The sequence below is a fragment of the Stenotrophomonas sp. S39 genome, assembly GCF_016624665.1.
Lineage (GTDB): Bacteria > Pseudomonadota > Gammaproteobacteria > Xanthomonadales > Xanthomonadaceae > Stenotrophomonas.
In genome coordinates this window covers 26,029-45,171 of record NZ_JACVTT010000009.1, presented here as the reverse complement: position 1 = coordinate 45,171, position 19,143 = coordinate 26,029, and the positions used below count along the sequence as shown (strand labels likewise).

The 19,143-nt window shown below is 67.8% G+C and carries 21 protein-coding genes and 1 riboswitch; of the genes, 12 read left to right on the top strand and 9 right to left on the bottom strand.

Going from position 1 to position 19,143, the window contains the following annotated elements; all coding sequences use genetic code 11:
- Positions 1 to 34: 34 nt before the first annotated feature.
- The 5 genes from IAE41_RS04720 (at position 35) to pnuC (ending at position 5,610) form a co-directional block, all read left to right on the top strand.
- Positions 35 to 673: a response regulator gene (locus IAE41_RS04720; protein WP_108757972.1), complete on the top strand. Its 639-nt coding sequence runs from the start codon at positions 35 to 37 to the stop codon at positions 671 to 673.
- A gap of 189 nt (positions 674 to 862) precedes the next feature.
- Positions 863 to 1,234 (top strand): glycine zipper 2TM domain-containing protein, encoded by a 372-nt coding sequence (locus IAE41_RS04715; RefSeq protein ID WP_079224772.1) that lies wholly within the window; start codon positions 863 to 865, stop codon positions 1,232 to 1,234.
- Positions 1,235 to 1,375: 141 nt separating this feature from the next.
- A complete protein-coding gene (locus IAE41_RS04710; protein WP_200732282.1) occupies positions 1,376 to 2,503 on the top strand; it encodes a phosphotransferase in 1,128 nt (375 codons plus the stop codon).
- Positions 2,504 to 2,683: 180 nt separating this feature from the next.
- Positions 2,684 to 2,778, top strand: a riboswitch (TPP riboswitch).
- 70 nt (positions 2,779 to 2,848) lie between these two features.
- On the top strand, positions 2,849 to 5,038 hold the full coding sequence (locus IAE41_RS04705; protein WP_200732281.1) for a TonB-dependent siderophore receptor: 2,190 nt from the start codon (positions 2,849 to 2,851) through the stop codon (positions 5,036 to 5,038).
- 8 nt (positions 5,039 to 5,046) lie between these two features.
- Positions 5,047 to 5,610 (top strand): nicotinamide riboside transporter PnuC, encoded by a 564-nt coding sequence (gene pnuC, locus IAE41_RS04700; protein ID WP_079225464.1) that lies wholly within the window; start codon positions 5,047 to 5,049, stop codon positions 5,608 to 5,610.
- Between the two features lie 110 nt (positions 5,611 to 5,720).
- Here pnuC and IAE41_RS04695 read toward each other — a convergent pair whose 3' ends face one another.
- A complete protein-coding gene (locus IAE41_RS04695) occupies positions 5,721 to 6,695 on the bottom strand; it encodes a Dyp-type peroxidase (protein ID WP_108745697.1) in 975 nt (324 codons plus the stop codon).
- 232 nt (positions 6,696 to 6,927) lie between these two features.
- On the opposite strand from IAE41_RS04695, the gene IAE41_RS04690 reads away from it, so the two are divergent.
- Genes IAE41_RS04690 through IAE41_RS04680 form a run of 3 tightly spaced genes read left to right on the top strand, consistent with a single transcriptional unit; the run spans position 6,928 to position 8,768 of the window.
- Complete coding sequence (locus tag IAE41_RS04690; protein ID WP_200732280.1) at positions 6,928 to 7,659, top strand: hypothetical protein; 732 nt, start codon at positions 6,928 to 6,930, stop codon at positions 7,657 to 7,659.
- Positions 7,660 to 7,668: 9 nt separating this feature from the next.
- Entirely contained in the window at positions 7,669 to 8,172 is a 504-nt protein-coding gene (locus IAE41_RS04685; RefSeq protein WP_254051363.1) for a sigma-70 family RNA polymerase sigma factor, read from the top strand.
- Positions 8,169 to 8,768, top strand: a complete 600-nt coding sequence (locus IAE41_RS04680) for a hypothetical protein (RefSeq protein ID WP_200732279.1) — start codon at positions 8,169 to 8,171, stop codon at positions 8,766 to 8,768. Before IAE41_RS04685 ends, IAE41_RS04680 begins: the two co-directional genes overlap by 4 nt.
- A 61-nt stretch (positions 8,769 to 8,829) precedes the next feature.
- Here IAE41_RS04680 and IAE41_RS04675 read toward each other — a convergent pair whose 3' ends face one another.
- Positions 8,830 to 9,198, bottom strand: a complete 369-nt coding sequence (locus tag IAE41_RS04675; RefSeq protein ID WP_200732278.1) for a VOC family protein — start codon at positions 9,196 to 9,198, stop codon at positions 8,830 to 8,832.
- Positions 9,199 to 9,267: 69 nt separating this feature from the next.
- The gene (locus IAE41_RS04670) at positions 9,268 to 10,041 is read right to left on the bottom strand and encodes a DUF6597 domain-containing transcriptional factor (RefSeq protein ID WP_200732277.1); all 774 of its coding nucleotides are present in this window, start codon (positions 10,039 to 10,041) and stop codon (positions 9,268 to 9,270) included.
- A gap of 110 nt (positions 10,042 to 10,151) precedes the next feature.
- Here IAE41_RS04670 and IAE41_RS04665 point away from each other — a divergent pair, with 110 nt between their 5' ends.
- Entirely contained in the window at positions 10,152 to 11,072 is a 921-nt protein-coding gene (locus tag IAE41_RS04665) for a DUF6624 domain-containing protein (protein WP_200732276.1), read from the top strand.
- A gap of 2 nt (positions 11,073 to 11,074) precedes the next feature.
- Here IAE41_RS04665 and IAE41_RS04660 read toward each other — a convergent pair whose 3' ends face one another.
- Complete coding sequence (locus IAE41_RS04660) at positions 11,075 to 11,686, bottom strand: TetR/AcrR family transcriptional regulator (protein ID WP_200732275.1); 612 nt, start codon at positions 11,684 to 11,686, stop codon at positions 11,075 to 11,077.
- A 125-nt stretch (positions 11,687 to 11,811) separates the two neighbouring features.
- On the opposite strand from IAE41_RS04660, the gene IAE41_RS04655 reads away from it, so the two are divergent.
- Complete coding sequence (locus tag IAE41_RS04655) at positions 11,812 to 12,843, top strand: aldehyde reductase (RefSeq protein WP_200732274.1); 1,032 nt, start codon at positions 11,812 to 11,814, stop codon at positions 12,841 to 12,843.
- A 96-nt stretch (positions 12,844 to 12,939) separates the two neighbouring features.
- Here the strand turns inward: IAE41_RS04655 and IAE41_RS04650 are convergent, their stop codons facing one another.
- Entirely contained in the window at positions 12,940 to 13,515 is a 576-nt protein-coding gene (locus IAE41_RS04650; RefSeq protein ID WP_079224758.1) for an Ax21 family protein, read from the bottom strand.
- A 378-nt stretch (positions 13,516 to 13,893) separates the two neighbouring features.
- Entirely contained in the window at positions 13,894 to 14,664 is a 771-nt protein-coding gene (locus tag IAE41_RS04645) for an SDR family oxidoreductase (RefSeq protein ID WP_200732273.1), read from the bottom strand.
- A 79-nt stretch (positions 14,665 to 14,743) separates the two neighbouring features.
- Here IAE41_RS04645 and IAE41_RS04640 point away from each other — a divergent pair, with 79 nt between their 5' ends.
- Complete coding sequence (locus IAE41_RS04640) at positions 14,744 to 15,667, top strand: AraC family transcriptional regulator (protein ID WP_200732272.1); 924 nt, start codon at positions 14,744 to 14,746, stop codon at positions 15,665 to 15,667.
- Between the two features lie 3 nt (positions 15,668 to 15,670).
- Here the strand turns inward: IAE41_RS04640 and IAE41_RS04635 are convergent, their stop codons facing one another.
- The 3 genes from IAE41_RS04635 to IAE41_RS04625 all read right to left on the bottom strand — a co-directional run bounded on the left by IAE41_RS04635 (position 15,671) and on the right by IAE41_RS04625 (position 17,762).
- The gene (locus IAE41_RS04635) at positions 15,671 to 16,657 is read right to left on the bottom strand and encodes an NAD-dependent epimerase/dehydratase family protein (RefSeq protein ID WP_200732271.1); all 987 of its coding nucleotides are present in this window, start codon (positions 16,655 to 16,657) and stop codon (positions 15,671 to 15,673) included.
- 28 nt (positions 16,658 to 16,685) lie between these two features.
- Positions 16,686 to 17,234 carry a TetR/AcrR family transcriptional regulator gene (locus tag IAE41_RS04630; RefSeq protein WP_200732270.1) on the bottom strand — a complete coding sequence of 183 codons (549 nt, stop codon included), beginning with the start codon at positions 17,232 to 17,234 and terminating at the stop codon, positions 16,686 to 16,688.
- Between the two features lie 72 nt (positions 17,235 to 17,306).
- A complete protein-coding gene (locus tag IAE41_RS04625; protein ID WP_200732269.1) occupies positions 17,307 to 17,762 on the bottom strand; it encodes a MarR family transcriptional regulator in 456 nt (151 codons plus the stop codon).
- A 104-nt stretch (positions 17,763 to 17,866) separates the two neighbouring features.
- Between IAE41_RS04625 and IAE41_RS04620 the strand changes: the two genes are divergently transcribed.
- Complete coding sequence (locus IAE41_RS04620) at positions 17,867 to 19,129, top strand: alpha/beta hydrolase (RefSeq protein ID WP_200732268.1); 1,263 nt, start codon at positions 17,867 to 17,869, stop codon at positions 19,127 to 19,129.
- Positions 19,130 to 19,143 lie beyond the last annotated feature (14 nt).

Below are 19,143 nucleotides of genomic sequence, written 5' to 3'. Positions count from 1 at the left end.
GCGGCCGGCACCGCCTGAAAGGCCATACTAGAGCATGACCTTGCGCATCATCATCGCAGACGACCACCCGGTAGTACGCATCGGCACCCGTGCCGTGATCGAATCCAGCGGCGTGGGCCGGGTCGTCGGCGAAGCGGAAAGCGTGCAGGCCCTGATGGCCGTGCTGGCCAGCCAGCCCTGCGACATGCTGGTGACCGACTACTCGATGCCCGGCAGCGCGCAGGCCGATGGCTTCGCGATGATCGGCATGATCCGCCGGCGCTACCCCGACCTGCCGGTGCTGATGCTGAGCGTGTCCAACAACCTGGCCATCCTGCGCATGGTGCTGGACAGCGGCGTGCTCGGCCTGGTCGACAAGGGCTCGTCGATGGACGAACTGCCGCAGGCCATCCAGACGGTGTATCGCGGCCAGCCCTACATCAGCCGCAGCCTGCGCGAGCGGGTGGAGGAAGCGGGCAGCTGGCGCATGCGCGAGGGCGATGGCAAGCCGCTGTCGCCACGCGAAGTGGAAGTGCTGCGCCTGCTGGGCACCGGAATGACGGTGAAGGAAATTTCCGTGCAGCTGCACAAGAGCGTCAGCACCATCAGCCGGCAGAAGGGCGATGCGATGCTCAAGCTGGGGCTGAAGGGCGACGCCGAGCTGTTCGACTACCTGCGTGACGGCAAAATCTGAATCCTTCCCCTCTGGCGATTGAACTTTCAGGCAGGCTTCATGCCGTTTGACGCTAGATGAATGCGCACGCCGCACGGTGTCCACGCGCAATGTTCCGACAATGTTGGAAGCCCAGCGTGGACATCACGGCAGCCGGGGCGCCCCCGCCCTCCCTGCCCACCGTGGCATGCCCAGACAGGAGAACCGAACATGATCAGTACGTCCGCAATCAGCTTCCGTGGCCTGGCGATGGCGCTTGCCCTGCTGGCCGGCGTGGCCGTGGTCAGCGATGCCAGCGCGATGTCGAGGAAGGACAAGCGCACCGTGGTCGGTGCGGTGGTGGGCGGCGTGGCCGGCCATCTGATCTCCAACGGTGACCCGACCGCGACCGTCGGCGGCGCCGTGGCCGGTGGTGCGATCGGCAACCTGACCACCAAGGACCACCACGACCGCCGCTACGACCGTCGCTATGACAACCGTCGTTACGACCGCGGCTACAACCGTGGTTACAGCCGCGGCTACCACGACCGTGGCCATGACCGCCGCCATTACCACGACCGTGGCCGTCATCGCGGCTGGTAAGCGCAGCATTCCCTGGTGATCCAGGCAACGGGCAGGTCGCTGACCTGCCCGTTTTCGTTCGCCGCCCGCCGGTTGCGTCCGCCGCGCCCATGGCGTTGAATGCGCAGCCTTGGTGATTCCTTTCCGGGCAGCGGCTGCGGCATGACTTCTTCCCCCCATCGCGTGCAGGGCCTCAACAACGACGAGGTCGCTGCCGACTGGCCGGCGATCAGCGCCGACGAAGTCGCGTGGCTGCGCACCCGGTACCCGGCGCTGGCCGCGGACAGCACGCTGCACTGGCACAGCCCGCGCCCGCTGTCGGCAGCGGCGATCATCGAAGGCGCGATGGGCCGGGTGTTCATCAAGCGCCACCACCACAGCGTGCGCAGCGCCGCCTGCCTGCAGGAAGAACACCACTTCATCGCCCACCTGGCCGCACACGGCGTGCCGGTGGTGCAGGTCCTGGCCGCCGCTGACGGTGCTACGGCGGTCGAACACGGGCCGTGGACCTATGAACTGCATGCGGCCGGTGCCGGCGCGGACCTGTACCGCGACGCGGTGTCGTGGTCGCTGCTGACCGACAGCGCGCAGGCGCGGCAGGCCGGGCGCATGCTGGCGCGCCTGCACCAGGCGTCGGCCAGCTACGCGGCGCCCCAGCGCAGCACCCACATCCTGGTGGCGCGCGATGACCTGATCCGCGCCGATGACCCCATTGCCGCGCTGCAGGCCGACCTGCCAAACCGGCCTGGGCTGGCCCGCTACCTGGCGCGCATTCCCTGGCAGGCGCAGCTGCGCGCCGACGTGCTGCCCTGGCATGCGGGCCTGGCGGCGCGCCTGCGTGATGAGCCACGGCTGTGGGCCCACAACGACTGGCACGTCTCCAACCTGCTGTGGGATGCCGACGGCGCGGTGGCCACCGTGCTGGATTTCGGCCTGGCCTCGCCCACCAGCGCGCTGTTCGACCTGGCTACGGCCATTGAGCGCAATGCGGTGGCCTGGCTGGAACTGGAGCGTGGTGCCGACGCCGTGCGCATCGACATCGCCCTGGCCCTGCTGCAGGGCTACCGCGAGGTGCTGCCACTGTCGGCCGCGCGCGTGCAGCTGCTGGCCGACCTGCTGCCGATGGTCCACTTCGACTTCGCACTGTCCGAAGTGGAGTATTTCGAAGGCATCACCGGCTCCACCGCCAATGCCGACGTGGCGTGGCAGCCGTTCATGCTGGGGCATCCGGCATGGTTCCACTCGAAGGCCGGCCAGGCCTTGCTGCAGGCGCTGCGCGCGGCCGCGTGAGGTCAGGTGCTGGGGTCGGATCCCTTCCCAACGGGAAGGGCTGTGACCCCATTCCCGGCGGGCACGGCGTCGGGGGGGGGGGGGGGGGGGGGGGGGGGGGGGGGGGGGGCCCCCCCCCCGCCCGCCCCCCCCCCCCCCCCCCCCTGGCTCGCAAATCGCCGGCATTTGTAGTGAAATGGTCACCTGAAGCGGGGGTGCCTGGATTGCCAGGCTGAGAGAGTCCCTTGGAACCTGATCCGGTTTGCACCGGCGTAGGGAGCTTTGAGCAGCAGTCGCACCCCCGGTCCGGGCAGGTGCGTCCGTGCGCCGTCGCTTCGTCTCCCTTGCTGTCAGAAGACGAACCGAATGAACCGCTGCCTGCGCCCCACCCTGCTCGCCCTTGCCCTCTGCGCCGCCCTGCCGCTGCACGCCAGCGCAGCCGAGGCGTCGCCCGACGCGGCCGCCCCCGGCGCCGAACGCACGCCGACCGAACTGGCCGCCGTGCGCGTGCAGGCCGGCAAACCCGCCGGCGATACCTCGCGCGCCAATGCCTTCGGTGGCGGCAGCTGGCAGGACACGCCGGCCTCGGTGAACGTGCTGGACCGCGACTACCTCGACCGCCGCCAGGTGCGTTCGCTGTCCGAGCTGGCCAGCAACGATGCGTCGCTGGGCGATGCCTACGCGCCGGTCGGCTACTACCAGAACATCGCCATCCGCGGCTTTGCCCTGGATGCCGCGACCGGCTACCGCTTCAACGGCCTGGCCATCGCCGGCGAACAGCGCCTGGCGCTGGAGAACGTGCAGGAAGTGCAGATCCTCAAGGGTGAAGCGGGCCTGGCCGCCGGCGTGATGGCTCCGGGCGGCATCATCAACTACGTGGGCAAGCGCCCGGCCGAAGTGCGTACCGTCACCCTGGGCACCGATTCGGAAGGCTCGCGCTATGTCGCCGCCGATATCGGCCACTGGATCACGCCGCGGTTTGGCGTGCGCCTCAATGCCGCCTGGGATGCCAGCAATTCCTACGTCGAGCATGCCGATGGCAACCGCAATTTCTACTCGCTGGCGGCGGACTGGCTGATCGGCGAACGCGGCAAGCTGGAAGTGGATGCCAACTACCAGACCAGCACGCAGCGCTCGGTGTCCGGCTACCAGCTGCTGGGCGCCAGCGAGCTGCCGCGCGGCGTCGACCGCAAGCACCTGCTGGGCTACCAGCCGTGGCAGCGGCCGGTGGATATCGCCAGCACCAACATCACCGCGCTGCACACCTACGATTTCAACGAGCGTTGGCAGTCGCGGGTGTCGGTGGGCTACAGCCGCTCGGTCATCGATGACAACGTGGCCTTCGCCTATGGCTGCTACTACACCGCGCAGTGCGCCGATGGCAGCACGCCGGGCAACTACTTCGCGCCCAATGGCGACTACGACATCTACGACTACCGCAGCCTGGACGACACCCGCCGCAACCAGCAGGCGCGCGCCGAACTGCGCGGCCGCTTCGATACCGGCAGCATCAGCCACGAACTGACCATCGGCGCCGACCATTTCCGCCGCACCGTCGACCGCCGCCCCAGCGTCAACGAGTACGTGGGCAGCGCCAACATCCACGACGCACAGGTGCCGGTGTACGCGCCCTCGCCGCTGCAGCCCGGCCCCTCCGCACGCCGCCTCGACAGCCGCCAGACGTCCGTGTTCGCGCTGGACCGCATCAGCCTCGGCGATGACTGGCAGTGGCTGGCCGGTGGCCGCTTCGTGCGCCTGGACGAGCGTGCCTATGACAAGCGCGGCACCCCGCAGCGGCAGAGCCGCCTGTCGCGCTTCCTGCCGCAGACCGCGCTGGTGTGGAAGGCCAATGACCAGCTCAACGTCTACGGCAGCTACGTGCGCGGCATCTCGCTGGGCCAGGAGGCCCCGTTCTGGACCTCCAATGCCGATGAATTCCTGCCGTCGGTGCAGTCGCGGCAGCTGGAGGTGGGCGTGAAGTACGTGCCGGCCGACACACTGACCGTGGGCGCGGCACTGTTCCGCATCGCCCAGCCGTATCAGTTCGCCCAGCCGGACGACAGCGAGGCCGGCTACACCTTCGTGCAGCAGGGCACGCAGACCCACACCGGCCTGGAGCTGACCGCCAACGGCCAGCTGACCGATGCCCTGCAGATCGTGGCCAGTGCCAGCGTGCTGCAGGCGCGTGCGCGCGATGCCGGCACGCCGGCCTATGAAGGCCACCAGCTGGTGAACGTGCCCAAGGTGCGCGCCAGCGTGCACCTGGCCTATGCGCTGCCCTTCGTGCAGGGCCTGGACGTGACCGGCGGCTGGCGCTATGCCTCCTCCAACGTCGCCCGCGCCGATGGTGCCGTGCGCGCGCCGGACTACTCGGTGTTCGACGCCGGCCTGCGCTTCCAGCATCGTCTGCATGAGCGTGCCGTGACCTGGAACCTGTCGGTGGACAACGTGTTCAACCGCTTCTACTGGCGCGATACCGGCAGCAGCGGTGGTGATTACTACCTGTTCCCCGGCGCACCGCGGCAGGCCCGCCTGTCGGTGACGTTCGCGCTGTGAGCGGCGTCCTGCTCGAGTGGACCGCCGCGCTGTGCAGCGTGCTCGGCGTCTGGCTGATGGCCCGGCGGCGGCTGGTGGCGTGGCCGGTGGGCCTGCTGTCGGTGGCGCTGTACGGCCTGGTGTTCGCCGAGGCCAAGCTGTACTCGGACACGCTGCTGCAGGTCGCCTTCGGCGGCTTCCTGGTCTATGGCTGGATCAACTGGCGCCAGCATGCTGCCGACGAGGGCAGCATCCGCATCGTGCCGCTGGCGCGCGGCAAGGCGTTGCGCGACCTGGCCATCGGCCTGTGCGGTGGCATCGCCCTGGGCACCGCCATGCACACCTTCACCGATGCGGCGCTGCCGTGGCTGGATGCGATGTTGACCGCGCTCAGCCTGGTCGGCCAGTGGTGGCAGGCGCGCCGCCATGTGGCGTGCTGGTGGGTGTGGATCGCGGTGGACGTGGTCTATGTGGGCGCGTACCTGTTCAAGTCGCTGCACGTGACCGCGGCGCTGTACGTGTTCTTCCTGGGCCTGGCCGCATTCGGCCTGCGCGCGTGGAGCGCTGCGGCGCGCGAGCAGGAGCTTCGGTAGTCGCCAACCTTGGTTGGCGTGCTTCTGCCAACCAAGGTTGGCATCTACCGGACGCTCATCCACGCATGGCGTGGCTCTACTGGACATGGCCTTCACGCGTGGCGTGAGGGTCAGTCGCCCAGGTCGGCCAGCACCTTGCGCGAGGGCGCGAAGAAGGTGACGCCGGTGGTGGCGGTGGAGAAATCCAGGATGCGGTCGTGCAGCGGCGCGGGGTTGCCGATGAACATGCGCTCGAGCATCTGCTCGATCACCCACAGGCGGCGCGTGTAACCGATGAAGTAGGTGCCGTACTCGCCGCGGCCCGGGTTGGCGAAGGGCATGTTGTCGCGCAGGATCTCGTGCTCGCCATCGGCATCCTCGATGGTGCAGAGCGTCTTGTGCGATTTCTGCGCGTCGGCCGGGGCATCGTCAAGTTCGATGTTGTCGTGCTTGGTACGGCCGATGATGGCCTCCTGCGCCTCGGTCTTCTGGGCGCGCCAGGCATCGAGGTTGTGCAGGTACTTCTGCACCACCACGTAACTGCCGCCGGCATGCTCGGGGTCTTCGTCGCCGACGATGGTGGCTTCGGGCAGCGACAGCCCTTCCGGGTTGGCCGTGCCATCGACGAAGTCCAGCAGGTCACGGCCATCGAAGTAGCGGAAGCCGGCCACGTCATCGACCGTTTCCACGGCATCGCCGAAGGCCATCAGCAGGTTGCGCTCGAAGGCCACGATCAGGTCCATCGTGCGCGCACGCACGTGGTACAGCAGGTCACCCGGGGTGGACACGGCGGTATGCGTGGCGCCCTTGATCTCGCGGAACGGCTTCAGCTCGCGCGGCGGCGCGGTGCCCACCAACGGCTCCCACACGCGGTGGCCGATGGCCACGTTGCAGGTGAAGGTGCGCTCGATATCGCGGATGGCGGTGTTCTTGATCAGGTCATCGCTGCTGCCCAGCACCTCGCGCACCCTGGCGATGGAACCGGCATCGTCCTTCACCTTCAGCACCAGGAACGCGGCCGAGTGGGTCAACGGCGCGGTGATCTGCTGCGGCTCGTTGTCGAGGGTGTGGTTGAGGGCGGTGATCGGTGCGGGCTGGGAATTCACGGTACATCCTGCTGGCGTGGGGCGGGCGCGTCGCGCGGGGCGAAGTGCGGGCGATTCTAGCGGAACCACCCCTGCAGATGGTGGAGCTGCAGTAGAGCCACGCCATGCGTGGCTGGGGAGAGCATCCACGCATGGCATGGCTCTACTGGAGCGTGGGAGCGGTGCAGATCGATGTCAGGTTTTTTCCGCCGGCGGCGTCTTCAATCATCACTACACGCCGCTTGGAGCCCGCATGCACGCCCCGGACATCGCCGCCAGTACCGTTCTACCAGGCCGCCGCTGGCCCACCGGTCGCCTCCTGCACTGGCTTGCGCGCAGCGCGGGCATGCTGCGGCGCGCACCGCTGCGGCTGTTCCTGCTGGCGCTGCTGCCGATGCTGGTGGAACTCGTGCTGCAGCTGGGCGTGCCGGTCGCCGGCGTCGTGGTGTCCAAGCTGGTGGTGCCAGTGGTATCGATGTGGGCCCTGCTGATGCTGGATCAGTTCGTCCGCGGTGGGCGCTTCGCGCCGCTGCAGGCTGGCCGCCGGCTGCGTGCACGTCCCGCGACGGTCGCGGTACTGGCGCTGCTCTCGGCAGTGGTCTTCGCCGGCCAGGTGGCGATGGCCGGCGTGCTGGCCGGGCCTGCGGCCGCGGGTGCCTTCGCTCTGGGTGACAGCGCGGTGCTGGCCACCACGGTCACTCGCCTGCAGATCGCCCTGGTGCTGGCCAGCGGCCTGCCGCTGGGCATGCTGCTGCTGACCACACTGCCGCGTGCGCTGCTGGATGGCATCCCTGCACGGGCTGCCCTGCGCGACAACCTGCGGCTGCTGCGCGAAGGCTGGCGTCCGCTCGGTGCCTACCTGCTGCTCAATGCGGTGCTGCTGCTGGCGCTGCCGTACCAGCCGTGGCTGCTGCTGCCCCTGCTGCTTCTCGGCTACGTATCCTATTGGATCTACCGCGACGCCTTCGCGGACGGCATCGGCTGAGGAGCGCGGGTGGGCAGGACGCAGTCCATCGACATCGCAGAGGTGCTGCAGGCGCATTGGCCCCTGCTCGCACGCATGGCCGGCGGCTACGCGCGCGAGCCGGCGCGTCGCGACGATCTGCTGCAGGAGATCAGCATCGCCTTGTGGCAGGCGCTGCCACGCTGGCGTGGCGAGGAAGGCACGCTGCGCGCCTTCATCGCGCGGGTGGCGCACAACCGTGCGATGGATGCACTGGCCAGTGAGCAGCGCCATCGCGGCAGCGCGCTGGACGACCACCTTCCCGATCCCGATGCAGACCCTCAGCAGCAGGCCGCGCGCGCCCAGCAGCAGGACACCCTGCTGCGGGCGGTACAGCAGCTGCCATTGGGCCTGCGCCAGGTAGTGCTTCTTGCCCTGGAGGGCTTTTCGCAGCGCGAGATCGGCCAGGCACTGGCCCTTGAAGAGAACACCGTTGCCCAGCGCCTGAGCCGCGCACGCCGGCAACTACGTGAGCGGATGGGAGGCACCCGATGAAACCGGCAACCGACAACCCGGAGTGGAGCGACCTGCAGGCCCTGTGGCAGCAGCAGCCCGCCCCACCCGCGGTGGATGTGGCCGCACTGCAGCGCGAGGCGGAGCGTCGCAGCCGCTGGATCCGCCTGCGATCGGCCATTGAACTGCTGATCACCGTGGTGGCCGTGGCCAACTGCGTCCGCGCCCTGCTCGATCCGCGCAAGCTGATCGCGCATGGTCTGCTGTGGGGCCTGATCGCGTTCGTGCTGGCCGTGGCTGGCTGGATCTTCGTGCAGCGGCGGCGACAGTGGCGCAGCCGCGGCCTGGCTCCGGCCGCACTGCTGGCGTTCGAGCGCCAGCGCGCGCGCATCTCGATGCAGATCTGGCGGGTCAACATCTGGCTTTCCCTGGCAGTCTGGGCGGGGTTGGTGTGGATGGCGCTCACCGCGATGCAGGCGGGACCCGACACCCCCGGTGCACTGCCGCCTCAGACCTGGGCGCTGAACCTGTGGTTGAACGGCGCGGTCGTCGTGGTGGCAGCACTGGCCGGCGCCTGGGCTGGCCGCCGCCGGCAGCGGCGGCTGGACCGTCTGGCCGAGCTGGAAGCACAACTGTAGTAGATCCACGCCATGCGTGGATGGGGAAGCAGCCCCGCGCGGCGTGGCGCTACTGCACGCTTCAGTCCATGTCGCTCCAGACTGCCAGCTCGTAGCCATCCAGATCGCGGAAGTGGAATCTGCGGCCACCGGGGAAAGCGAACACCGGCTGTACCACGTCACCTCCGGCTGCCAGAACGCGCTGTTCGGCCGCGGCCAGATCGGCGCAGTAGAGGATGACCAGCGCTCCGCCCTGCGCACGCACCGGCGCGTCGGCCACGAAGCCGCCCTTCAGGCGACCATCGTCGAACTCGGTGTAGGCCGGGCCGTAATCGGTGTAGCGCCAACCGAACACCTGCGCGTAGAAGTGTTTGCTGCGCGCGATGTCGGCGACGTTGAACTCGATGTTGTCGATGCGGCGCTCGGCGTCGCGGTCAGGGGTGTGGCTCATGGTGGCGCTCCTGCTGGGAGCGCGCAGCATCGACCAGCAGCGGCGCAGGGTCTTGAACGAAACGGACAGTCAGCGTGTCCACTGCAGCCACAGGGCAGTGGCCGTCATCCCGGCCAGTTCACGCGCGTCCCGCGAGAGGTGGGCCTGGTCGGCATAGCCGGCATCTGCAGCACGCGCGGCCATGGCCAACGTCGCATCGCTGCGGCAGCCGCGCAGGAAGCGTTGCAGGCGCAGGATGCGCTGCAGGGTCTTCGCCCCGTAGCCGAACTGCTGCTGGCTGAGGCGGCGCAGCGATCGCGGGTGCAGGTCCAGGTGCTCGGCGAGAGCGTCGATGCTGCTGCCCTCGGCCAGACCACGGAACAGGGCCTTCGCCCGTCGTGCCGCGAGGTCATCGGTCGGCTGCCCCATGTGGGGGTGCAGCAGGGTCGCCAACCGCTGCATGCGCCGGTGTGGCGGTGCATCGCCCACTGCATCGGCCACATCCTTGGCCCAACGGCCCTTCAGCTCGGCCAACGGAATCGCCTGGCCCAGCATGTCTGCCAACGAAATACCGAGCGCGGCCTGGGCCTGCCCCGGCTGGAAGCGCGCGCCCAGTACCTGTGCCCCCGGCGCCAGCTGCGGGTGCGCGGCAACGCGGTCGGGACCGACAGCGAACAGCACGCCGTTCCGCCACAGGATGTCCACGCAGCCATCGGGCAGCACGGTGATGCTGCCGCTGGCATCGGCATCCAACTGGCTCTGCCACAGTTGGCCGAAGGCGCCGCGCAGCGCGGCCGGCGCAGGGTGCTCCTGGTAAGCCGCACCAGTGCCGGCAAGGGAGGTTGCGCTGGGATCGAAGGCCATGGCGCATTGTGGCGCAGGCAGGCGCGTAGCGGCCAACGCTGGCACACTGCGCTTACCTGGCCGGATGCCTGTGCTGACAGGGTCTGCGCCCCTTCATGGAGGAAGACACGATGGCATCGATCCGCATGACCCGCCTGGCGCCGGCACTGCTTGCGCTGCTGCTGGGCACGGCCAACGGCGCCTGCGCCGCCGACACCGGCAGCTTTTTCGACGCAGTGCAGCGCTACGGCAACGACGACTTCAAGGGCTGCGCCGATACCCTCGGCGCGATGTATCGCAACGGGGCAAGCTTTCCCGATGGCGGCGAGTTGTTGCTGGTCGAATGCACCGCCGCCGCCGGCGACCACGCCGCAGCGATGGCCTACGTCGTCGCGCTGCTGGGCCAGGACCGCCTGCCCCTCGACGACCTGCTGCACAAGGATCGCCCCGGCCTGAATGCCCTGCGTGCCGAACCGGCGTGGCCACAGATGCTGGCGCGTGCCGAAGCGATGCAGAAGCAGCGTGCCGCACAGATGGACGAACCGTTGCGCAAGGAACTGCTCGACCGTGAAGCGCGTGACCAGGCCGCGCAGCATGCAGCGATCGCGGCTGGCGGCGGCGAGGCCTTCAAGAGCACCCTGCCCGTGGCCAAGGCCAATGCGGAGTGGCTGAAGACCGTGATCGCCGAGAAGGGCTGGCCAACCCGTTCAAAGGTCGGCCGCGATGGCGCCAAGGCAGCCTGGCTGCTGGTGCAGCACGCCGACCAGGATCCTGGATTCCAGGCCCAGGTGCTGCCATTGATCGAACACGCCGCCAAGGCAGATGAGGCCGACCGTGCCGACGTGGCCCTGCTCACCGACCGCGTGCTGGTGGCGCAGGGCAAGCCGCAGCGCTACGGCAGCCAGTTCGTGCAGGGCGACGACGGCGCGATGCAGTTGCGCCCTACCGAGGACATGCCCGGCCTGGACGCGCGGCGCAGCGCCATGGGCCTGCCGTCACTGGCCGAGTACAAGGCCATCCTCGCCGAAAGTTACGGCAAGCCGGTGAACTGATCCTACGGCCCGGATGCGGGCCGCTGGATCAGGCGCTCGAACACCGTGCCCAGCAGCTCGGCCAGCTCATCCTCGTCGGCATGGGCGAGGGCCGGCAACGCGATCATCTGCCGCATCACCTGGAAGCCGGAAATCATCGCCAGGATGAGCGCGGCGCGCTCGGCCCGCTGCGTGCCCTGCAGCGAGGCGGCTACCGTTTTCAGGTGGTGCGCGGCGATCTTGTCGCGGCCGATCTCCGCTGCCAGCGGGCTGGATGCGGAATGGAAAGTGATCAGGAAGCCATCCATGGGCGTGGCGTCGGCGCGGGTCATCTTCACCAGCGCGCGCGCCAGCGCTTTGCCCGGTTCCGGCTGGTCCATGATGCCGCCGGCAATCAGGCTGCCCTGGGTCATGGTGTCCTCCACCACCTCCGCGAACAGCTGCTCCTTCGAACCGAAGTAGCGGTTGACCATCATCGCCGTCACCCCGGCCCCGGCCGCGATTTCACGCACGCCGGCGCCGTCATAGCCGGACTGGGCGAAGGCCCGGCGGGCAGAGACCAGGATCGCCTCGCGGGTGGCTTCAGCATCACGTTGGCGGGGCTTGCTGGCAGACGGTGCGGCGGGCGTGTTCATGCGTTAAGTATACAACTGTAGACAATGGCGGGCAACGCATGTATACAGCTGTAGACATAGCCACCTGCACCGCCGGATCCCCGTCGGGGTGGCTTGCCCATCCCCCACGTATCTGGAGAGTTCCCATGAAAACGACCGTCCTGGTGACCGGTGGTACCGGCTTCATCGCCCAGCACTGCATCCTGGCCCTGCTCGCGGCCGGCTACGACGTCCGCACCACGGTGCGCTCACTGTCGCGCGAGGCGGAGGTGCGCCAGCAGCTGAAGGTCGGCGGCGCCGAACCGGGCGATCGCCTCAGCTTCGTGGTGGCCGACCTCGGCCGCGACGAGGGCTGGGCCGAAGCCGTTGCGGGTTGCAGCCATGTGATGCATGGCGCCTCGCCCACGCCCACCGGCGAACAGACCCGCGAGGAGCAATGGGTGCGCCCGGCCGTGGACGGCAACCTGCGCGTGCTGCGTGCCGCGCGCGATGCCGGCGTGCAGCGGGTGGTGCTGACCTCCGCCTTCGGTGCCATCTGCGCCGGCCACGGCGACATCGGCCGGCCCTTCAATGAAACCGACTGGAGCGATCTGTCCGGCGATGTCTGGCTGTACCAGAAGTCCAAGACCCTGTCCGAGCGCGCTGCGTGGGACTTCATTGCGCGCGAGGGCAACGGCCTGCAGCTGTCGGTGGTCAATCCCACCGCCGTGCTCGGCCCGGTGCTGGGCGGCGACTACTCACATTCCATCCGCCTGGTGCGCAACCTGCTGCAGGGGCAGAAGGGGTCGCCGAAGATCAACTGCGGCTTCGTCGATGTCCGCGACGTGGCCGACCTGCACCTGCGCGCGATGACCCATCCTGCGGCCAATGGCGAGCGCTTCATCGCCATTGCCGGCGACAGCCTGTGGCTGGGTGAAGTCGCGCAGGTCCTGAAACAGCGCCTGGGCGCGGCCGCCGACAAGGTCAGCACGCGGGTCATCCCCAACTGGGTGGTACGCCTGGGTGCGCTGAAGGACCCAGCGCTGCGCGGTTCGGTGCCGCTGCTGGGCCGCACGATGAACGCCACCAGCGAAAAGGCGCAGCGCCTGCTGGGCTGGGCACCGCGTTCGCGCGAGGACGCCATCGTGGCCACCGCCGAGAGCCTGCTGCGGCTGGGCCTGGTGGAAGCGCAACCGTAATCCACAAAAAAGAAGCCCGGCGCAAGGCCGGGCTTCGGTGGCGTGTGGGAGAGAGAGAGCACACGCCGGTAACACGCTTTTACTGCACTGCTGTTCTTACCAGGTGAAGCGCGGGCCCACGAACCACTCGCGGTCGCCGGCCTTGGCCAGCTTCACTTCGCCGCTCAGGCCCCAGTTCGGGGTGAACTTGGCGGTGGCGCCGACGCGGCCGTAGAACTCGCCTTCCGGGTTGATGCCGTGCTTCTTGCTGTAATCCTCGTAGCCGGCCAGCGCGTAGCCTTCCAGGTTCGGGGTAAAGGCAGTGCGCAGGCCCACTTCGGTGGAGTAGCCGTTGAAGTCCAGGCCGTGCTTCATGTCGAACTTCTGGTACGCAACACGAGCCACCAGGTCGGTGTTCGGTGCGATGCCGTAGTTGTAGCCGGCGCCGATGCGCCACTGGTCAACGTCGTTCTTGAAGGTGTCGGTTTCCTGCTTGCTGTAGTCAGCGAAGACCGAGAAGTTCGGGTGCACGGCAACCGAGCCCTTGACGCCCCAGCCATCGGCGTCGCCGCCCTTGGCATCGGTGTTCACGTAACCGCCTTCAACGTAGTTGTACGACAGGCCATCGGCAGCCGATGCAGCGAACGGCAGGGCAGCCAGCAGACCCAGGGCAAGCAGCGAATTCTTGTTCATCGGGACACACCTTTAATTATTTTTGGTTTCGCCGGCCGCCTCCCCGGGAGAGGGAGAGAGAAGAGGCGGTCGACAGGTGTGAATTATCCGTTTGCTGATGAAATCGACCCTGAATATTGAACTGACCAGTACATGAATGAAGTTGTTGTTCAGGGAACTCTGTCGAGGCCGTGTAGACGCGCAACCATAGGTTTTCACTCTTGCTGCGCCTATGGTTGCGCGACGGCAGAGAACCTTTGGTTGCAGTGGTCGAGGGGTAGGACTGGCGTCCGGGGAGATCTCGCACACGGTTCCCTTCACGCTTGTGCAGCTGCGAAGGGTCTTTCGTCAAGAGTCTGCTATCGACCAGAAGCGGACGTCGTCCAGTCACCTCATCGCCTACAGGAGCATTCCCCCCGATGCCTCAATGCGCTGGCCGGTGATCCAACGGCTACTTCCCGCCAGCAGCATTGCTACGGCCTTGCCGATGTCGTCGGGGCGACCCGTGCGCCCCATTGCCGTGTGCTGTGCCACGTACTGGTTCACAGCGGCATCGTCGCGCACAGCACCGCCGAAGAAGTCGGTCTCGGTGGCGCCAGGGGCTACGGAGTTCACAGCGATTCCCCTCGGTCCCAGCTCCACCGCGAGATAGCGGGTCGCCGTTTCCAGCGCGCTCTTCATTGCCGCGTACGCCAGGCTGCCCGCAGCCACATGCCGGGTCAGACTGGTGGAGATGTTGATGATGGCGCCGCCATCGACCAGCTGCAGCGCCAACAACTGGGTCAGCAGCAACGGCGCCTTGAAGTGCACGCGGTACAGCAGATCAATGTCATCGCCCCGGATCTCACCAAACGCTGAGGGTGCGTGCAGCCCTGCATTGTTTACCAGCTGATGGAAGTGGGAGACATCCCAGCGCTGCAATTGCGCCCGCACAGCCGCCGCGAAGGTTTCCAGCGATCCGATGGCATCCAGATCCAGCCGCAACATCGCGGCGCGCACGCCACAGGCTTCAATCTGGCGCAGGGTCTCGGCGGCCTGCACCTGCTGATGCTGGTAGGTGATCAACACATCGCTGCCCTGCCTGGCCAGGTGGAGGGCAATGCTGCGGCCAATGCCACGGCTGCCGCCGGTAACCAGGGCGATCGTGCGGGGTGTGTGTACATTGTCCATCGTGGCTTTGTCTCGTAAACCGGGGCATGACATGCTGCGCCCACGGTTCCGCCTGCACTTGCCCAATCGCGTACGATCCTTGCCCGATTCCCCTGCTACCGAAGATCACCAGGCCACGCTGCGTGCACTGGCACTGCAGGCACAGGCGGTGCTGCGCGCACGCAGTGCAGATGCATCGCCGCTGCTGGAGCTTCTGCCGGGCGCCTGGCTGGCGCGTACAGGGTCGACACGCGTGCCGGCCCCGGCCCTGTACCGCCCCGCGGTGGGAGCGGTGTTGCAGGGGGCCAAGCAGGTATGGGTGGACGATGCGGTACTGGAGTACCGCGCCGGCAATGCACTGCTTACCCGCCAGCCGGTTCCCGCGCGCGGGATGGTGTCGCGTGGCGACCACCACACGCCGTTCCTGGGGCTGGTGGTCGAGCTGGATACGGGCGTCCTGCGGCAGTTGCTTGGCCAGTTGGGCAGCCCACCTGCAGGCGAGGCACCCCATCCTGCGCCGTTCAGTGTGGTTGCACTGGATAGGCCGGTACTGAACTGTCTGCAGCGTCTACTGTCGCTGGCCCTGGATACGCCCGACGCCCAGCGGCTGCTGTGGCCCGGCCTGCAGCACGAACTGCTGTTCCGCCTGTTGCAGGGTGAAGCAGGGCCGGCGCTGCTGGCGATGGTCCGGCCCTCCCCCCTGGCACGCCGCATGGCGAGCGCGATTGGCCACCTGCAACGCGGCTTCAGGCAGCCACTCGATGCGGCGGCGCTGGCCAGCCGTGCAGGCATGGGCAGCGCACTGTTCTATAAGCATTTCCGTGCGGCAACGGGTCTGTCACCGCTGCAGTACCAGAAGCAGCTGCGCCTGATCGAGGCACGCCGCCTGCTGCAGCGGGGCGGCACCAGCGTCTCCGCCACCGCATTCGCCGTGGGCTACGAGAGCCCTTCCCAGTTCAGCCGTGAGTTCAGTCGGCTGTTCGGCCACGCACCGCGCGAGGCTCTGCCGCCTACCGCTCGGTGAGCTTCAGCCTTGGTCGGCCACTTGGCGCTTGAGCATCGCGATCCCGGCGTCCAGCGTGACCACCGGCCGAAAGCCCAGTTCGCTGCGGGCACGGCTGTCGTCCAGTGTCACTTCCACGGCAGAGGACGCAAATTCCTGGCGGGTCATGGGTGCTCGCAGAGGCAATCGCAGCCTGCGGAACAGGTCGTCCACTCCGATGAACACGCGCAGCAGTGCGCGGGGTACCTGCTTGTCTGGCGGCTGTACGCCATGGGCCTGCAGCTGGGCACCGATCAGGCGACGGAATGGCACCGGCGCACCGTCGCAGACGTGGTAGATGCGCGCCCCAGCGCCACGGGTCAGCGCGCAGCTGACCGCTTCGGCCAGGTTGTCCACGTGCGTGGCGGAGGTGAGGTAGTGCCCGCCATCAATCCACGCAAAGCGCCCACTGCGTACGGCCTGCAGCAGGTACGGCATCGCGGTGGTGTTGTCGCGGCCCCAGACGAAGCGCGGTCGCAGCACCTTCACCGCGAACTGTGGCGTGGACAGCGCCAGTGCTACCCGTTCGGCTTCAGCCTTGCTGGCGCCATAGACGCCTGCTGCGCGCGACGGGTACGGATGATCTTCGCGCGCCTGATGCAGGGGCGCACCGCTGGTCAGCGCCGATTCGCTGCTCAGCACGACCGCCACCGGAACACCCGCAGCGCGGGCAGCAGTGAGTACGTTGCGGGTGCCCTCCACATTGGTCTGCCACTGGCTGGGCGAGGCATTGCGGTGGTCGGTGTCGGCAGCCGCATGGATCAGCGCAGTACAGCCTTGCATCGCCTCAGTGATACCCGGGTCGAGCAGATCACCCTGTACAGGTTGGGCGCCCAGCGCCTCTACAACTGCCGCGGCTTGGGGGCTGCGCACCAGCGCACGTACGTGGTGGCCGTCTGCACACAGGCGGCGAATCAGATTGCGGCCCACGTAGCCGCTTCCTCCGGTCAGGAAGAGGGTGGAAGAACTCATCAGGGTTACCTCGGGGGAGAGAACGGGTTCAGCGCGGTGGCGTGTCGATCAACGCGCCAATGTCCTGCAGCAGCTGCTGCCGCTGCGCGGACGGCCACTGCACATAGTCCAGAGACTCCAGCAGCTTCATGCCTTCGAGCGCGAGGTATGCCAGCAACGCGCTGCGTGGGTGCGTGGCCTGCTGCTGGATCTCGGCCAGGATCTGCGCCTGGTTCTGCTGGATGGGCGCGCGCAACTGCGGGTCCTGCGCCATGGCTGCGCACAGCGCCAGGGCCACCGGCTGGAATGCTTCGGGAAAGGGTTGCTCGGCCGCAGCAAGTCGCCCACGCAGCACCGCATCCTCGTCGAAGCCCTTGGCCGCCTCACGGTTGAAGGCGTTGTCGCGGGCGACCGCACGTTCAACCACGGCCTGGATGAGTCCGGCCTTGGACTGGAAGTCATAGACCACCGAGGCCTTGCTGACCCCGGCTTCGGCGGCCACCGCGTCCAAGGTCAGCCGCGCCGCCCCCACCTGGGCGACAACGCGCTCCGCGGCATCAAGGACGTGCTGCGGATCAATGCTTTTGCGGCGACCCATCGACGGGCTCCATATTTAACCATCCGGTCGATTATAAATATGGGCGCGATGTTGTAAAGCCCGGCGGGCGGCCTAGAGCACGTCGTAGAGCGCGCCCAGCTGGCCCAGGATCTGCGTGGCCGCCGACAGATCGGCGTCGGAGTACTGCGCCAGCGCCTGCTGCATCCATTGCTGGATGTTCGCTTCACGCTGCCGGTGGCGCGCTCGACCGGCGGGCGTCAGCTTCACCCTCACCTTGCGGCGGTCGTCCGCCGCCTCCTGCTTGTCCACGTACCCGGCCGCCACCAGCCCCTTCAGCAGCTGGGTCACGGCGGCGGTGGAGGTTTCAGTGCCCTCCGCCAACGCCGTCACCGACAGGGGCCCGCGCTCGTCCAGCAGCTTCAGAACCCGGGCGTGCGTCATCGACAGCGCACCGGCCTCTCGCGTAGCACGGCCGCGCAGGCGCGCGTCGGCCGCGCTGAGCTGATAGGCCGCACGGGCCAGGGCGGCGAACGCCGGGCGTTCGGCAGGCGGGACAGCATGAACCATGACAGACCAGTAGCTGGGCAGGGTTTGACAGGATAGCGCACGGAATTTAGTTTAGTACTTAGCGAATGGCCATCGCGCTTCCATCCTTTCCTGGAGACACCGCAATGAGTTCACGTTCCGAAGCACAAAGCTGGGTGTTGGATATCGCCCTGGCCCAAGGCGGGTTCGACGCCCTGCATCCCGAAGCGAAGGCAACCCTGGTCCAGCTGGGCCACGACCCTGCCGATTTCGACCGGGTGTTTTCCCTGGTGAAGAGCGGCGCCATGCTGCCCAAGGCCTGGGCCACGGTGGCCGGCGAGATCGAGCGCAAGGCAGCGCACTACGACCGTGATGGCCACGCACAGACGGCGGCGGACCTGTACGTGCGTGCAGCGGTCATGTGGGGCCGCGCGCAGTACTCCATCTTCGATGCCGCAGATCCGCGCAAGCACGCCTTCCGTGAGCACGCCAACCATGCCGTCGCCCGCATCGGCGCACTGCGCCAGGGCCGCGTGCGCCGCGTCGAGATTCCGTTCGAGGGCAAGACGCTGTACGCCCTGCTGCACCTGCCCGTTGGCCCGGTCCAAGGCGCGTCTGCGGTCATCCTCGGCCCGGGGATGGACATGATCAAGGAGGACTACATCTACGCCGCCGATCGCTACTACGCCTCCCGTGGCGTGGTCGCGCTGTCCATCGAAGGACCGGGCCAGGGTGAGACCCGCGCCAATGGCCTGGTGGTGACGCTGGACAACTATGAGCGCGCCATCAGCGCCTACATCGACTACCTGTCCTCGCTGCCGGAAGTGGACGCAGACCGCATCGCGATGTTTGGCATCAGCATGAGCGGCTACTGGGGCCATCGCGCCGCCACCTGCGAGCCTCGCCTGAAGGCATTGGCCAGCTTCGAGGGTGTTACCGGCGACTTCGCCACGATCTTCGAGCGGGCGCAGCCCACCTTCAAGACCAACTACATGTACATGTCCGGCCATACCGACGCGGCCACGTTCGACCGCGAACTGGCCGAGCGCATGCCGCTGGCCAACCAGGTCTCCGGGATCCACTGCCCGGTGCTGGTGGGCATCGGCGAGTTCGACGAACTGACCCCGCTGGCCGACGCGATCGCCAACTTCGAACGCATCCGCGCACCGAAGGAGCTTCGCGTGTACGAAAACGAGTTCCATCCGCTGGGTGGCGTCGCCGCTGAGATCTTCCGCTATGGCGCGGAGTGGCTTGAGCGCGTGCTGGCAGGTGAGCTCAGCGAAGCCGGTCGCGATGTACGTCACTACGTGCAGCGTGACGGCACCATCAGCGATGGAAGCGCCGACCCACGCTGGTGGCTGGGGCAGGTTCCTCCGGCCATTGCTGAGCTTCGCAAGTCCGAAGTCTGAGCGGCATTGGAAGG